Source organism: Rhodococcus gordoniae, assembly GCF_001646655.1.
Lineage (GTDB): Bacteria > Actinomycetota > Actinomycetes > Mycobacteriales > Mycobacteriaceae > Rhodococcus > Rhodococcus gordoniae.
The window spans coordinates 141,602-154,891 of record NZ_LPZN01000044.1 but is presented as its reverse complement, the minus strand read 5'-3'; the positions used below and the strand labels follow the sequence as shown (position 1 = coordinate 154,891).

Annotated in this window: 18 protein-coding genes and 1 tRNA gene; 13 read left to right on the top strand and 6 right to left on the bottom strand. The window is 67.6% G+C overall.

Annotated elements, in window-relative coordinates; all coding sequences use genetic code 11:
• The 3 genes from A8G18_RS16345 to A8G18_RS16335 all read left to right on the top strand — a co-directional run bounded on the left by A8G18_RS16345 (position 1) and on the right by A8G18_RS16335 (position 2,199).
• Positions 1-207 (top strand): hypothetical protein, encoded by a 207-nt coding sequence (locus A8G18_RS16345; protein ID WP_016932332.1) that lies wholly within the window; start codon positions 1-3, stop codon positions 205-207.
• Between the two features lie 577 nt (positions 208-784).
• The gene (locus tag A8G18_RS16340) at positions 785-1,510 is read left to right on the top strand and encodes an MspA family porin (RefSeq protein ID WP_026002880.1); all 726 of its coding nucleotides are present in this window, start codon (positions 785-787) and stop codon (positions 1,508-1,510) included.
• 53 nt (positions 1,511-1,563) lie between these two features.
• Positions 1,564-2,199: an MspA family porin gene (locus A8G18_RS16335; RefSeq protein WP_016932334.1), complete on the top strand. Its 636-nt coding sequence runs from the start codon at positions 1,564-1,566 to the stop codon at positions 2,197-2,199.
• Positions 2,200-2,298: 99 nt separating this feature from the next.
• Here the strand turns inward: A8G18_RS16335 and mscL (A8G18_RS16330) are convergent, their stop codons facing one another.
• The 4 genes from mscL (A8G18_RS16330) to A8G18_RS16315 all read right to left on the bottom strand — a co-directional run bounded on the left by mscL (A8G18_RS16330) (position 2,299) and on the right by A8G18_RS16315 (position 4,709).
• Positions 2,299-2,730, bottom strand: a complete 432-nt coding sequence (gene mscL / locus A8G18_RS16330) for a large-conductance mechanosensitive channel protein MscL (protein WP_064064691.1) — start codon at positions 2,728-2,730, stop codon at positions 2,299-2,301.
• Between the two features lie 125 nt (positions 2,731-2,855).
• On the bottom strand, positions 2,856-3,590 hold the full coding sequence (locus A8G18_RS16325) for an SAF domain-containing protein (protein ID WP_064064690.1): 735 nt from the start codon (positions 3,588-3,590) through the stop codon (positions 2,856-2,858).
• 105 nt (positions 3,591-3,695) lie between these two features.
• Positions 3,696-4,022, bottom strand: a complete 327-nt coding sequence (locus A8G18_RS22550) for an FmdB family zinc ribbon protein (RefSeq protein ID WP_084421876.1) — start codon at positions 4,020-4,022, stop codon at positions 3,696-3,698.
• Positions 4,023-4,106: 84 nt separating this feature from the next.
• Positions 4,107-4,709 (bottom strand): 5-formyltetrahydrofolate cyclo-ligase, encoded by a 603-nt coding sequence (locus tag A8G18_RS16315; protein ID WP_064064688.1) that lies wholly within the window; start codon positions 4,707-4,709, stop codon positions 4,107-4,109.
• Between the two features lie 61 nt (positions 4,710-4,770).
• Here A8G18_RS16315 and A8G18_RS16310 point away from each other — a divergent pair, with 61 nt between their 5' ends.
• The 7 genes from A8G18_RS16310 (at position 4,771) to A8G18_RS16285 (ending at position 10,080) form a co-directional block, all read left to right on the top strand.
• A complete protein-coding gene (locus A8G18_RS16310; RefSeq protein ID WP_016932339.1) occupies positions 4,771-5,682 on the top strand; it encodes a UTP--glucose-1-phosphate uridylyltransferase in 912 nt (303 codons plus the stop codon).
• Positions 5,683-5,715: 33 nt separating this feature from the next.
• On the top strand, positions 5,716-6,969 hold the full coding sequence (glp, locus tag A8G18_RS16305) for a molybdotransferase-like divisome protein Glp (RefSeq protein ID WP_064064687.1): 1,254 nt from the start codon (positions 5,716-5,718) through the stop codon (positions 6,967-6,969).
• Positions 6,969-7,604, top strand: coding sequence for a GNAT family N-acetyltransferase (locus A8G18_RS16300; RefSeq protein ID WP_064064686.1), 636 nt, complete (start codon positions 6,969-6,971; stop codon positions 7,602-7,604). The genes glp and A8G18_RS16300 overlap by 1 nt, the downstream gene beginning before the upstream one ends.
• Positions 7,605-7,861: 257 nt before the next feature.
• Positions 7,862-8,683 (top strand): divisome protein SepX/GlpR, encoded by an 822-nt coding sequence (gene sepX / locus A8G18_RS16295; protein WP_064064685.1) that lies wholly within the window; start codon positions 7,862-7,864, stop codon positions 8,681-8,683.
• A gap of 165 nt (positions 8,684-8,848) precedes the next feature.
• Positions 8,849-8,921, top strand: a tRNA-Ala gene (locus A8G18_RS16290).
• Between the two features lie 99 nt (positions 8,922-9,020).
• On the top strand, positions 9,021-9,164 hold the full coding sequence (locus tag A8G18_RS23095) for a hypothetical protein (protein ID WP_165369243.1): 144 nt from the start codon (positions 9,021-9,023) through the stop codon (positions 9,162-9,164).
• A gap of 67 nt (positions 9,165-9,231) precedes the next feature.
• Positions 9,232-10,080 (top strand): SDR family oxidoreductase, encoded by an 849-nt coding sequence (locus tag A8G18_RS16285; protein ID WP_026002883.1) that lies wholly within the window; start codon positions 9,232-9,234, stop codon positions 10,078-10,080.
• 45 nt (positions 10,081-10,125) lie between these two features.
• Here A8G18_RS16285 and A8G18_RS16280 read toward each other — a convergent pair whose 3' ends face one another.
• Complete coding sequence (locus A8G18_RS16280) at positions 10,126-10,593, bottom strand: heme-binding beta-barrel domain-containing protein (protein ID WP_064064684.1); 468 nt, start codon at positions 10,591-10,593, stop codon at positions 10,126-10,128.
• A 104-nt stretch (positions 10,594-10,697) separates the two neighbouring features.
• Between A8G18_RS16280 and A8G18_RS16275 the strand changes: the two genes are divergently transcribed.
• Complete coding sequence (locus A8G18_RS16275; RefSeq protein ID WP_064064683.1) at positions 10,698-11,909, top strand: arginine deiminase; 1,212 nt, start codon at positions 10,698-10,700, stop codon at positions 11,907-11,909.
• 19 nt (positions 11,910-11,928) lie between these two features.
• Here A8G18_RS16275 and arsC read toward each other — a convergent pair whose 3' ends face one another.
• Entirely contained in the window at positions 11,929-12,276 is a 348-nt protein-coding gene (gene arsC / locus A8G18_RS16270; RefSeq protein ID WP_016934370.1) for an arsenate reductase (glutaredoxin), read from the bottom strand.
• Between the two features lie 148 nt (positions 12,277-12,424).
• Here arsC and mscL (A8G18_RS16265) point away from each other — a divergent pair, with 148 nt between their 5' ends.
• On the top strand, positions 12,425-12,874 hold the full coding sequence (gene mscL, locus A8G18_RS16265) for a large conductance mechanosensitive channel protein MscL (RefSeq protein ID WP_064064682.1): 450 nt from the start codon (positions 12,425-12,427) through the stop codon (positions 12,872-12,874).
• Positions 12,875-12,886: 12 nt separating this feature from the next.
• Positions 12,887-13,249: a GntR family transcriptional regulator gene (locus A8G18_RS16260; RefSeq protein WP_016934368.1), complete on the top strand. Its 363-nt coding sequence runs from the start codon at positions 12,887-12,889 to the stop codon at positions 13,247-13,249.
• Positions 13,250-13,290: the final 41 nt, after the last annotated feature.

Below are 13,290 nucleotides of genomic sequence, written 5' to 3'. Positions count from 1 at the left end.
GTGTCCGACGACCGCGCTTCGTCGCGTGACGAAGTGACCGGCGAGCAGCAGACGAGCCGTGTCCGGATCGACCGGGCACGGCTGGCGCGCATCTTCGGCGACGTCCTTCCCGAGACCACTCGCGACGAGCGGCGTGAGAACGATCCGCGCAACGGCGAATCGGACGAATGGCTGCGCCGGCAAGTTCCGCCACACCACTCCGGTTAGTGATCTGCATCACTCTGCTCGGGTTGTACTGGTTCGGATTCCAGTTTGTTGTCGACCGCAACGAAACGTCGCCGCAACGGTCTGTTCACCTTCGCGTGGCCCCTGCGATATTTCAAGTATGTGTTTCCGGTCACATAAGGTATTCGGTCTTGCACTGTGGGTGCAGCAATAATATCCCCTCTACCTGCGGGTATGTCATCGGGTGTACCCGCTTACCTGTGATTCGAAGTTACGGATTCGAGGCGAATGAGCGCCCGATTTGAGAATTTTCGGGAGGTGACCCGGCGGCTGAGCAGCGGGCCGTCTATACCGCAGCGTTACGAAACCTAGCCATTGCTCTAGGAATGGTCACGGTCTAATCTCCCTCTCAGGTTCAAACCGGACGAGCCCAGGCTTAGCGGCCTGGGCTCGGTCACGAACCGGTAAAGCAAAACCGTGCGGACGATGGACGTACCGACACACCGGCGGCTGATCCGCCGGTGTGTTCGCTGTGGACAGCGGCCCGCGGGCGACAGGGCGATCACTTGTTGTCGGACGCGGCGCGCAACCCGGCACGCAGAGAACGGATGAGGCATTCATGAAGATTCAGACGCGACGCGGCTTTCGGGCCGCCCGCAACGCCACTGTGGCAGCAGCTGCTGTGGCCGGTCTGGTTCTCGGATCGGCCGGCGCCGCAGGTGCCGAGGTCAACGACCAGAACCGGATCGTCTCCAACGGCCACGAGGTCATCGTCACGCAGGAGGACACCTTCATCAACGGTGTGCCCCCGATCGGCGGCAGCCCGCTGAGCCGCGAATGGTTCCACAACGGACGCGGCATCGCGAACATCGTCGGCCCCGAGGCGGCGGACTTCGAAGGTTCTACCTTCCAGTTCGGTTATCAGGTCGCGTGGACGGCGTCGATCGACGGCGGCATCTCCTTCGGTTGGGAATCGCCGGACCCGTCCTTCACGGTCACGGCCGAGCCGGTGAAGTACGAGCCGGTCCTCGACGAAGCGGGTGAACCGGTATTGGTCGACGGTCAGCAGGTCTTCCGGCCGCTCGAAGTCACCGAGGTCGAAACGAGTATCGAAGGCGGCCTGCCCGGGATTTCCGCTGGCATCGAGCTGACTCAGGCGCCTGGTATCGCCGAGATCGTCGTCGCCGAGTCGGAGTTCGACGGTGATTTCAAGGAAGTCCAGATCGCCAACGTCCACGGCGCTGCGACCGGAGTCATCGGTCCGGTTTCCGTCCGTCCGTTCGTCCGTGTGATCACTGACAACGCCGACAACGTCACCACCTACGGCCAGGTCTGGACCCTCTAGTCCTGCTCCGCGCCATCCCGCAAGAAATCCCCACCACCACAAACGGAGTAATCATGGGAATCAAGTCGCGTGGCTTCAAGGCCGCTCGTAACGCCGCCGTCGCCGGTGCCGCTGTCTTCGGCCTGGTGCTCGGTGCCTCGGGTGCCGCCTCGGCCGAGGTCAACGACCAGAACCGCATCGTCTCCGACGGCCTCGAGGTCGTCGTGACCCAGGAGGACACCTTCATCCAGGGTGTCCCGGCTCTCGGTGGCAGCCCGTTCAACCGCGAGTTCTTCCACAACGGCCGTGGCACCGCCAACCTGATCGGTGAGGGCGCTGCCGACGCCGAGGGCACGACCTTCCAGTTCGGTTACCAGTTCGCCTGGGCCGGCAGCATCGACGGTGCCATCGGCGTGACCTACTCCACCCCGGGACTCGAGGTCGGCATCAAGCCCGCTGGACCTGAGGCCAAGGTCACCGACATCCTTCCGCAGGCCTACGCCGAGCTCGAGCTGACCCCGGCTCCGGGCATCGAGGAGCTCGTCGTCGCCGAGGGCGAGTTCGACGGTGACTTCAAGACCGTTCAGTTCTCCAACGTCCACGGCACGGCCTCCGGCGTCCTCGGCGCTGTCCAGGTCCGTCCGTTCGTTCGCGCCATCACGGCCAACGGCGACAACGTCACCACCTACGGCGCTCCCTGGACCGTCTAGGACGTAGACGTCCGGCTCACGCCGAACACAGCACGACAAGACCGGGCTCGCTCGAATCATCGAGCGGGCCCGGTCTTCTCATGCCCGATGCACACGTGCTCATTCCACGCGCGGCGTCGGCTTGGCGTGTGCGCCCTGAGCGGCCTGACCTGCCTGGGCCTCGAGGATGTCGCGGATCTGGATGAGCAGGTCCTCGGCGCTGGCCTGCTTGTCCTCCGGCTCGGTGACGAACTTCTTCTTCGCGGCATTGGCGGGGACGATGAGCACGAAGTAGACCACGGCGGCGATGATGATGAAGTTGATGATCGCGGAGATCACCGCGCCGATGTCGACGAAGGTCTCCGGGTTGCCGCTCACGATCTCGAAGCCCCAGCCCATCTCGTTGTCGCCGCCGATCGCGCTGATGAGCGGCTCGATGATGTACTGGGTGAAGGCCGTGACGATGGCAGTGAATGCGGCGCCGACCACGACCGCGACGGCGAGATCGAGGACGTTGCCCCTCAATATGAAGTCCTTGAAGCCCTTCAGCATGATGTGCTCCTTCTCGCGGCCTGTCCGCTGTGGCCGCGCACCCGAGGTGGGTCACACGGACGTCCACACGATAAACCGCCAGGTCGGTTCCCCGAGGTGATTACGCTGGGGAAACGAGCAGATGCTCAGTGGAGCGTCACGGTCAGAGCGCTGACGAGCGACGCCGCCGCGACCGCCGTGGCAGGTTCGGGTTCGAGCGCGACCAGCACGACCCTCTCGTTCCGATCCCGCGCCGAACCGCCGGATTCGGCCAGCACCACCACCGCGCCCCGGGCGAGGACGTGGGCACCGGGTAAGGAGCCGTCTGCGCTGTCGGTGACGGTGAGGACGTCGACGCGGTCGCCCTCACGGAGCAGTTCGCTCACGCCGGCATCGGCGAGCCGGACGGGCACCACACGTGCGTCGGGGAATCCGGTGGCCGCTGCGGCGAGGCGCGGGCCGAGGAGGCGGGTGTCGACGAGCGGTTCACCGGCCGGCACAGGACCGGCGAGGATATGTCCCACGGCGTCGTCGGCCTCGCGCAGCGTCCCGGCGACGAGAGCGGATCGATCGCGATCCACGTGGGCGACGTCGTCTGCGGTGAGGGTGTGCCCGGGCGCGAGATCTCTCGCCGCGACGACGACTCCCACACGATCGCTGTCGGGGTCGCCGCGCACAGCGAGGATCACTGCCAGCGCGGCGAGCAGTCCGGCTGCGATCCGCCGGGCCCGGACGAGACGCGACCAGCCGGGACGGAGGAGCTCGGCGAACCGGTCGGGCAGGGTGGGCTGCAGCGAGGTGTCCGCAGAGGAACGGTGTGGACTCGAGCGGTGCGGACGCGCGCGCTCACGCTGGAGGAACGGGAAGGGGCCGACGGGCATGCCCCGAACCTAGAAGGTGGCGACGCCCTGTCGGCCCCGATGAGTCCTCGGAAGCGGCGGTCTGTGGATGACTCGACCACCTGTGGACAAAGAAGTCCCGGAAGGTCAGCTCGCGGCGGCAGCGGGTGCGGAAGAGGCGCTGCTCGACGACGAACTGCTCGACGAACTGCTCGACGACGAGCTGCTCGACGAACTGCTGTCGCTCGACGAGGAGCTGCTCGAGCTCGTCGACGCGGATTCGCTCGCGGTGCTGCCACTGCGGGAGTCGGTGCGGTAGAAGCCGCTGCCCTTGAACACGATGCCGACCGAGTTGAACAGCTTGCGCAGCTTGCCTTCGCACTGCGGGCATTCGGTCAGGGAGTCGTCGCTGAAGGACTGCACGATGTCGAACTTGTTGTCGCAGGCCGTGCAGGCATATGAGTAGGTGGGCACCGGTTGATCCTCCGCCAGTTCGTCGTACCGCAGCATTCGTCGTACTGCAGTGTTGGCACTCTACAGCCGACAGTGCCAACGACGCTAGGGAGTGTGTTGTTCCGCACGGTCGTCGCTACCGAGCCGGACCAGCCCTTTCCCGGGTGTCAGCGCCCAGCCCATGCGGATGTCGTGAGGGTCTTCGGGGAGCTCGTCGACGAGTTCGTCGTCGCGCACCACGGCGATGATCGCGGCGGTGGGCGCGGCCAGGTGCAGGGTGCGGTCGTAGAAGCCGGCGCCGCGGCCGAGGCGGACACCCCGCGCATCCACCGCCAGGGCGGGGACGAGCACCGTGTGGGCCTCGCCCACCGCTTCGGGCGGAAGGATCTCGCCACCGGGCTCCCGCAGCCCGAAATCGGCCGCCAGCAGCGTCTTCTCTCCGAGATAGCGGGCCCACGACAGGGGTTCGCCGGTGCGTGTCACCGGCACGAGCACCGTCACCCCGGCCTCGGTCAGAGCATCGAGAAGTGCGATCGATCCGGGCTCCGAACCCACCGGCACGTACGCACACACCACCGACCCCGCCGGCGCCAGTGTCGAGGCCACCGTGGCGAGCGCGGTGTCGTCGATTCTGCGCCTCGCGGCACCCAGCTCGCGCCGAGCTGTAAGAATGCGGTCACGCCAGACCGCTTTCGGGGGTGGGGGCATGTCTACGCCTTACGATCGCCGAACCACCGTCCTCGGTGGCCGAAGTTTAGGGTGGGAGTCTATGACGAACAGTACGACCGGAGGCACGCGGCATTTCAAGACCGCGGTTGTCCCCGCAGCAGGTATGGGGACGCGGTTCCTTCCCGCGACCAAGACGGTCCCGAAAGAACTCCTTCCGGTGGTCGACACGCCCGGCATCGAGCTCGTGGCGGGCGAAGCTGCCGAGTCGGGTGCCGAACGCCTTCTCATCGTGACCGCGCCGGGCAAGGACGGCGTGGTCGCGCACTTCGTCGAGGACCTCGTCCTCGAGTCCAAGCTCGAGGAGAAGGGCAAGTACGAGCTTCTCGCCAAGGTCCGCAAGGCCCAGGGGCTGCTCGAGGTCGAGTCCGTGATCCAGGAGAAGCCGCTCGGCCTCGGTCACGCCGTGGCGTGCGCGGAGAAGGCGCTCGATCCCGACGAGGACGCGATCGCCGTGCTGTTGCCCGACGACCTCGTGCTGCCGGTCGGCGTGCTCGAGACGATGCAGCGCGTGCGCTCCAAGCGCGGCGGTTCCGTGCTGTGCGCGATCGACGTGCCCAAGGATCAGGTCAGCGCCTACGGCGTCTTCGACGTCGAGGTCGTGCCGGATGCCGCCAATCCCGACGTGCTCAAGGTGCTCGGCATGGTCGAGAAGCCGGCGGTCGAGGACGCACCGTCGACCTTCGCCGCCGCCGGCCGCTATCTGCTCGACCGGGCGATCTTCGACGCGCTGCGACGCATCGAGCCCGGAGCCGGGGGAGAGCTGCAGCTCACCGACGCCATCGCCCTGCTCATCTCCGAGGGACACCCCGTCCACGTGGTGGTGCACCGCGGCACCCGACACGATCTCGGAAATCCCGGGGGTTACCTGCGCGCTGCGGTTGACTCGGCGTTGAACACGGAAGAGTACGGGCCCTCGTTGCGCGAGTGGCTCGTCGATCGCCTGAAGCGCTGACTGCTGCGGACGGGCTGGAGGACGAGAAGCGGTATGCGGTCGGTTGAGGATCAGCAGGCCAGGGTCACGGCGGCGGCGGTCGCACCCCGGCCGGTCCGGGTGGCCATCTCCGAGGCGCAGGGTCTGCAATGTGCGGAGGAAGTGGTCACCGAGCGACCCCTACCCGGATTCGACCAGGCGGCAATCGACGGCTACGCCGTGCGCAGCGTCGACCTCCAGCCTCCCTCCGACACCGACGGCGAGTCCGCGACCGCCGAGGTGACCCTGCCCGTCGTGGGTGAGGTGCGCGCGGGTTCGCGTCAGCCGATCCGGCTCCAGCCCCGGCAGGCGGTACGCGTCGACACCGGTGCGCCGCTGCCGACGCTCGCCGACGCGGTGCTGCCGCTCGACAACACCGACGGGGGTGCCGCGCGCATCAAGGTGCTCGAACCGGTGCGTTCGGGCGAGTACGTGCGCCGCACCGGCGACGACGTCCAGCCCGGCGACATCGCCGTGCGGGCCGGGACGATCATCGGGGCTGCCCAGGTGGGTCTGCTCGCCGCGGTCGGTCGCGACAAGGTGCTCGTCCACCCGCGTCCGCGGCTGTCGATCATCTCCGTCGGCGGTGAGCTCGTCGACGTCGACCGCACCCCCGGACCGGGGCAGGTGTACGACGTGAACTCCTACGCGTTGGCCGCGGCCGCTCGCGACGCCGGAGCAGACGTCAACCGGGTCGGTATCGCGAGTACCGATCCGAAGCGCCTGCGGGAGGTCGTCGAGGGCCAGCTGATCCGCGCCGAGATCGTCGTGATCGCCGGTGCCGTGGGCGGCGGTGCGCTCGAGGAGGTCCGCGAGGCGCTGTCCGATCTCGGCGATCTGGGCGTCGAGCGGATCGCCATGCACCCCGGATCGGTGCAGGGTTTCGGGCGTCTCGGCCGCGACGAGGTGCCGACCTTCCTGCTGCCCTCCAACCCGGTGAGTGCGCTCGTCGTCTTCGAGGTGATGGTCCGGCCGCTGATCCGCATCGCGCTCGGCCGGCGCCAGCCGATGCGCCGGGTGGTCTCCGCCCGCACCGTCGCGCCGATCACCTCGATCCCGGGCCGCAAAGGTTTCCTGCGCGGTCAGCTCATGCGCGACGAGGCGACGGGCGACTATCTCGTGCAGGCGCTCGGCGGCGCCGCGGGCTCGTCCTCCCATCTGCTCGCCACCCTCGCCGAGGCGAACTGTCTCGTCATCGTCGACCCCGAGGTCTCCGAAATCCGTACGGGCGACCCGGTGGACGTGGCGTTCCTCGGGCAGCGTGGTTGATGTCCCGTCATCCCGGCTGGCCGGCCGAGCTCGGGCCGCTGCGGGTGGCCGGGGGCGTGGTGACCGTTCGATCGGTCCGGCTGCGCGACGCCGCGGCGTGGAGTCGCCTGCGTCAGCGCGACCGGGCGCACCTCGAGCCGTGGGAGCCGACCGGTGAGGCGCCGTGGGACATGCGCCATCACATCTCGGTGTGGCCGGGGCTGTACCGGAGTCTGCGGTCGGAAGCGCACAAGGGTCTGATGCTGCCGATGGCCATCGAGCTGGACGGCAGATTCTGCGGGCAGCTGACGGTGGGCAACATCGTGCGCGGGGCGTTGCGCTCGGCCTGGATCGGCTACTGGGTGGAGAAGGAGGTCAACGGTCTCGGTGTCGCTACCGCGGCCGTCGCTCTCGGACTCGACCACTGCTTCGGACCGGTCGGACTGCACCGCGTCGAAGCCACCGTGCGGCCCGAGAACGAACCGAGCCGCGCGGTACTGCGCAACGTCGGATTCCGCGAGGAAGGCCTGCTGAAGCGCTACCTCGACGTCCAGGGCCGATTCCGCGATCACCTCCTGGTCGCGATGACGGTCGAGGAGGTTCCCGGCTCGGTCTCGGACCGTCTGGTCCGTGCCGGTCGGGCGAGCTGGTCCTGATCTCGTCGGGTCTCGAGTCGGGTTCGTCCGATATGTAACGCAGGTTACTCGTAACTCGAGTAACAATCCCCAGCGGGTGTGGGATCTCTGTGATTAGAGTGAATGAAGTGTCAGATGGTTTCGCGTGACTCGAGTGACTTCTGATGTCGCCTGAGTCGGCGTTTCTGTACAGATAAATGTGGTGATGCCGCTAGCCTCAAGTAGGTCGGTGGGCGTCGACGGGCTGGTAGGGCGACGACTGGAGGGAGGACCACCGGATGCCGAACTCGCTTCTGTGGATCGGGCTCGTAGCCGTGTGGTTGTTCGTCCTGGTGCCCATGCTGGTCACGAAGCGTCCTCGAATCCGGCAGACGACCGACGCCGCGCTCGCAACTCGAGTTCTGCACCGCGGAGACGACGAGCCGATAGCCCCTCGCGGGCCGGCCGCCGGTCACCGCAGCGATCCTCACTGGCGTCCGAGTCGCGACCGCACGCACCGCACCCCCGCGGAGGACCGCATGAACACTGACCTCGACGACCGACCGGAGATCGACTCGGACGAGACCGATCTCCACGACGACGCAGCACCCGAGCGTGAGCCCGTCCGCGCGCACGCCCCGCAACGGCGGGGCCGCGGCGGATTCGATCCGCACGCCGATGCGGTCGCCAGCGCCGCGCGGTACGAATTCCGTCAGCGGGCCGTCCTCGGCCTGCTGATCGCCGCGATCATGACGTCGGCTCTCGCGCTGATCGTCTCGTCGCTCATGTGGTGGCCGGCCGGTCTCGTGGCCGTGGCCCTCGTCGGTTACCTCTTCTACCTGCGGCGCCAGGTGCGTCTCGAGCAGGAGATCCGGCGGCGTCGGCTCGCGCGACTGCAGCGGTCCCGCGCAGGCGGAGCCCGCGGAGACCACCACCACGTTCCGCAGCGTCTGCGCCGCCCGGGAGCCGTCGTCCTCGAGGTCGACGACGAGGACCCGGAGTTCGAACACCTCGATCGCTACGAGGACGACTACGGCATCGACCACGTGTACGACGTCCGTGCGAGCGACGGGTACGACGAACCCGGCGACTACGTCGTTCCTCGCGCAGCGGGGGAATGATCGTCCCCACGATGCTTCCGGCGGGGCCCGCACCGATTCGGTGCGGGCCCCGGCCCCTCTTCGGAGCAGGCCACGGAAATCACTCGTCACCTGCGCCGACACACCGATTTCGTGATGGACGGGGTGGTTTGCTAGAGTTTGCGAGTCGGTTCCCTCGGAACCTACGGGGCTGTGGCGCAGTTGGTAGCGCGCTTCGTTCGCATCGAAGAGGTCAGGGGTTCGATTCCCCTCAGCTCCACCCCCGAAAGCCTCGCCCTCGGCGAGGCTTTCGTCGTCTCCGGGCATTCGGTAGCGGGTCCGCGCAGAACCCGGCAGACTGTGTGGCATGGACCACAGGATGAGTGACGACGAGTTGCGTCGGGCGATCCGGGTACTGCGCGAGCGCGCCGATCTCGCGCGCAGCGAAGGTCGCCACGACGATGTCGAGATGATCGAACGCACCGTTCGGGACTACCAGGAAGAGATGGCCCAGCGACTCTGAGTTCCCGCCCGGTTGTTTCCTGGCGCGCCGGAGCGTTGTGTCGCCACGCCGGCGCTAGGGTGTCGCCATGGCGATCACCGACCTGCGTGGAACCACATTTCTTGTGACCGGCGCTGCCAGCGGGATCGGCCGCGCCCTGGCCCATGCCGCGTCCGATCGCGGCGCCCGCCTGGTGCTCACCGACCTGCAGGAGAACGCGCTCGACGACGTCGTCCGCAGCATTCGTGAGCGCGGCGGTACCGTACTGCACGCCGCAGCCCTCGACATCTCCGACTACGACGCCGTCACCGCATTCGCCCGCGACGTGCACGAGGCATGCGGGTCCCTCGACATCGTCGCCAACGTCGCCGGGGTGTCCGTGTGGGGAACCGTCGACCGGTTGCGGCACGAGCACTGGAAGCTCATGGTGGACGTCAACCTCATGGGGCCGATCCACGTCATCGAGAACTTCGTGCCGGCCATGATCGAGGCCGGTCGCGGCGGGCACATCGTCAACGTCTCCTCGGCGGCCGGACTGCTGGCCCTGCCGTGGCACGCCGCCTACAGCGCAAGCAAATTCGGTCTGCGCGGGCTGTCCGAGGTGCTGCGATTCGACCTCCGGCGCGACGGCATCGGCGTCTCCCTCGTCGTTCCGGGTGCCGTGCGTACACCGCTCGTCGACTCCGTGCAGATCGTCGGTGTCGACCGCGACCGCCCGGAGGTCCGCGAGCTCACCCGCCGGTTCGTCCGCCACGCCGCGACCCCCGAGAAGGTGGCCGAGCGCATCGTCGCCGGCATCCTGAAGAACCGCTTCATGGTCTACACGTCGTTCGACACCCGGTTCGGCTACTGGTGGGCGCGCAAGTTCGCGCCGCCCTACAACCTCGTCATGCAGGCTGCCAACGACTATTTCCGTCGCGTGGTCGGCACGAGATGACGTCGGTGGGTCCGCCCCCGCTCAGCGGGGCCGGACCCACCGACATCACGCCGACGCGCGGTGCAGTTCGGCGTGCAGGTGGTGCGTCAGCGGCGTGTCGGCATGGGCCATCCAGAAGTCGTAGACGAGCACATCGCCGTCGACCTCGAAACGCCGCCGGACCTCGTGCACGGGCTTGGCGTCGGGCGAGCGCTCCAGGGTGAGGGTGCTGAACTCCAGGACGCCGCCCTCGGGCCGGGCCCGCTGGATCTCGACGAACCCGGTGGGCTGCGAGACGAGCAGCTCGACGTCGTCCCCGCTGCGACGCAGGTAGCCGTTCTCGGTGTGCAGCGGGCGTCCCTCCGTCCGGTGCCGCGTACGGCTGACGTACATCAGGAAGGGCTTGCCGGGAATCGTGGCGAACTCGATCGTCTCGTCGTACGCGAAGTCGTCGATGGTGGGATAGTGGCCGTCGCCACCTCCGGTCCAGCGCCCGGCGAACGGTGCCAGGCACCCGAGCGGATCGTCGGCCATGAAATCTCCTCGTGTTCTCGGATCGGTGTGGTCTTCGCAATCGTTGTCGCCGTAGTCGACGCGCCTGACCCGGATGCCGCCGTCCTGCGCGATACCGTGAGCATATGAGTCATTGCTGGGGTGTCGAGTCCGAAGTCGGTGAACTCCGCGCCGTGATGTTGCACCGGCCCGGCGCCGAACTCGAACGCCTCACGCCCCGCAACAACGACCAGCTGCTCTTCGACGCCCTGCCGTGGGTGGCGCGCGCCCAGGAGGAGCACGATGCCTTCGCCGATCTGCTGCGCAGTCGCGGGGTCGAGGTGTTCCTGCTGGCGGACCTGCTCACCGAGACACTCGAGGCCAGTGGTGCCGCGCGGGTGCAGAGCGTCTCGTCGGCCGTCGACGCGCAGCGCCTCGGTCATGCGCTCGCGGAGGAGCTGACGGGCCATCTGCGTGCCCTGCCGGCTGCCGAACTCGCCCGGATCCTCATCGCGGGCATGACCTTCGACGAACTGCCCACGGTGGGCGGCGGCGCGGCTCCGTCCCTCGTGCGGTTGATGCACCACGGCTCCGACTTCGCCATCGCGCCGTTGCCGAACCTGCTCTTCACGCGAGACTCGTCGTTCTGGCTCGGATCACGGGTTGCGATCCCCAATCTGGCGTTGCCCGCCCGCCGGCGCGAGACCGGCCTCACCGACCTCATCTACGCCTTCCATCCGCAGTTCCTCCACGTGCGACGCGCGTACGAATCGCACACCGCACCGGTCGAGGGGGGCGACGTGTTGCTCCTCGCGCCCGGTGTCGTCGCCGTCGGGGTGGGGGAGAGGACGAGTCCGGCCGGTGCGGAAGCATTGGCGCGCAGCGCCTTCGACGACGGACTCGCGCACACGGTGCTGGCCGTTCCGATCGAGCAGCGACGGGCGTCGATGCATCTCGACACGGTGTGCACGATGGTCGACGTCGACGCGGTGGTGATGTATCCGGCGATCCGGGACAGCCTGCAGGCCTTCACCATCCACCGTGAAGACGGGACGGTGCAGATCTCGGGGCCCCGCCCCTTTCTCGAGGCCGCCGCCGACGCGATGGGAATCGAGAAGCTGCGCGTCATCGACACCGGTCTGGATTCCGTTGTGGCCGAACGTGAGCAGTGGGACGACGGGAACAACACCCTCGCCGTGGCGCCCGGTGTCGTCGTCGCCTACGAACGCAACGTCGAGACGAACACCCGGCTCGAGGATTCGGGGGTCGAGGTGCTGCGGATCGCCGGGTCGGAACTCGGTTCCGGCCGCGGCGGTCCGCGATGCATGTCGTGCCCGCTCGCGCGCGCGGTCCTGTGATCCTCGCGTGCAGTTCTCGTCAGAGGATCTCGCGCACCTTGTCGACGGGACGGGCGAGCACGGTCCCCTTGTCGGTGACGACGAGGGGACGCTCGATGAGGATCGGGTTCGCGACCATCGCCTCGAGCAGTTCGTCCTCGGACGCTTCGGCCAGGTTCAGTTCCTTGTAGAGCGATTCCTTCTTGCGGATCGCCTCGCTCGGTGTGAGACCCGCCGCATCGAGCAGCCCACGCAGCTCGTCGAGAGAGGGCGGAGTGTCGAGATACTTGATCACGGTGGGTTCGAGTCCGTTCTCCTCCAGCAGCGCCAAAGTGTTGCGTGACGTGCTGCAGCGCGGGTTGTGGTAGATCGTCGCCGTGGTTGCCATGGCCCGATTCTGCCCTGACCGACCCCTCGCTCCGATGCGCCCGGCAGCCGTGTCGCCCGAATCGTCCCTGTTGAAGGTGCCGGAGAGCGTCAATACGATGTCCGCGCCCTGAAGTTTTGTGAGTTCTCGAGAAAAGGCACGGAGCACGATGTTCAAAGGTTTCAAGGATTTCCTGCTGCGCGGAAACGTCGTCGAACTCGCTGTCGCGGTGGTCGTCGGTGCGGCGTTCACGTCCATCGTCACGGCGTTCACCGACCACATCGTGAACCCGCTCGTCGCGGCGGTGGGCGGCGACAACGATATGGGCTTCGGCTTCCGCCTTCTGTCGTCGAACGACGCGACCTTCGTCAACCTCGGCGCCGTCATCTCCGCGGCGATCAACTTCTTCATCATCGCGGCCGTCGTCTACTTCGTGCTCATCGTGCCGGTCAACGCGGCCAAGGCACGCTTCGCGCCGGAGAAGGAGCCCGAGGACGAGCCGCTGAGCGAGACCGATCTGCTCATCCAGATCCGTGACCTGCTCGAGACCGGCAGCTACAACCACGCCCCCGCCGAGGTGCCCTCGGCCGAAGCGCCGGTGAGGGTTACCGAGCGCTGATAACCTGCGAGAATGCTCGACCTCACCATCGATCCCGACTCGACCGTCCCGCCGTTCGAGCAACTGCGCCGACGCATCGTCGACCTGGTACACGAGGGTGAGCTGATCGCAGGATCGAAGCTGCCCACCGTGCGGGGCCTCGCCGACACGCTCGGCATCGCCCCCAACACGGTCGCCAAGACCTATCGCGAACTGGAGAAGCTGGGGGTGCTCGAGGCTCGCGGGCGAGCCGGGACGTTCGTCGCCGACACGGGCGATCCCACCCGCACGCGGGCCCAGCGTTCCACCCACGAGTACGTCGCCGAGGTGCGCGCCCTCGGAATGTCCGACGACGAGATCCTCGACTTCGTCTCGGCCGCACTGCGCGCAGGCTGACCGGCCGGTGAGCAGCGCGGAAAGGGTGCACGCCCCGTCCG

What these genes read in the sequence shown, in the direction of transcription:
- A8G18_RS16285 (WP_026002883.1), top strand. Translation starts at nt 9,232, where the DNA reads ATGGCGATCACCGACCTGCGTGGAACCACATTTCTTGTGACCGGCGCT.
- A8G18_RS16260 (WP_016934368.1), top strand. Translation starts at nt 12,887, where the DNA reads ATGCTCGACCTCACCATCGATCCCGACTCGACCGTCCCGCCGTTCGAG.
- mscL (WP_064064691.1), bottom strand. Translation starts at nt 2,730, where the DNA reads ATGCTGAAGGGCTTCAAGGACTTCATATTGAGGGGCAACGTCCTCGAT.
- A8G18_RS16310 (WP_016932339.1), top strand. Translation starts at nt 4,771, where the DNA reads ATGACGAACAGTACGACCGGAGGCACGCGGCATTTCAAGACCGCGGTT.
- A8G18_RS16325 (WP_064064690.1), bottom strand. Translation starts at nt 3,590, where the DNA reads ATGCCCGTCGGCCCCTTCCCGTTCCTCCAGCGTGAGCGCGCGCGTCCG.
- A8G18_RS16280 (WP_064064684.1), bottom strand. Translation starts at nt 10,593, where the DNA reads ATGGCCGACGATCCGCTCGGGTGCCTGGCACCGTTCGCCGGGCGCTGG.
- A8G18_RS16315 (WP_064064688.1), bottom strand. Translation starts at nt 4,709, where the DNA reads ATGCCCCCACCCCCGAAAGCGGTCTGGCGTGACCGCATTCTTACAGCT.
- A8G18_RS16300 (WP_064064686.1), top strand. Translation starts at nt 6,969, where the DNA reads ATGTCCCGTCATCCCGGCTGGCCGGCCGAGCTCGGGCCGCTGCGGGTG.
- mscL (WP_064064682.1), top strand. Translation starts at nt 12,425, where the DNA reads ATGTTCAAAGGTTTCAAGGATTTCCTGCTGCGCGGAAACGTCGTCGAA.
- sepX (WP_064064685.1), top strand. Translation starts at nt 7,862, where the DNA reads ATGCCGAACTCGCTTCTGTGGATCGGGCTCGTAGCCGTGTGGTTGTTC.
- A8G18_RS16335 (WP_016932334.1), top strand. Translation starts at nt 1,564, where the DNA reads ATGGGAATCAAGTCGCGTGGCTTCAAGGCCGCTCGTAACGCCGCCGTC.
- A8G18_RS23095 (WP_165369243.1), top strand. Translation starts at nt 9,021, where the DNA reads ATGAGTGACGACGAGTTGCGTCGGGCGATCCGGGTACTGCGCGAGCGC.
- arsC (WP_016934370.1), bottom strand. Translation starts at nt 12,276, where the DNA reads ATGGCAACCACGGCGACGATCTACCACAACCCGCGCTGCAGCACGTCA.
- glp (WP_064064687.1), top strand. Translation starts at nt 5,716, where the DNA reads ATGCGGTCGGTTGAGGATCAGCAGGCCAGGGTCACGGCGGCGGCGGTC.
- A8G18_RS16340 (WP_026002880.1), top strand. Translation starts at nt 785, where the DNA reads ATGAAGATTCAGACGCGACGCGGCTTTCGGGCCGCCCGCAACGCCACT.
- A8G18_RS16275 (WP_064064683.1), top strand. Translation starts at nt 10,698, where the DNA reads ATGAGTCATTGCTGGGGTGTCGAGTCCGAAGTCGGTGAACTCCGCGCC.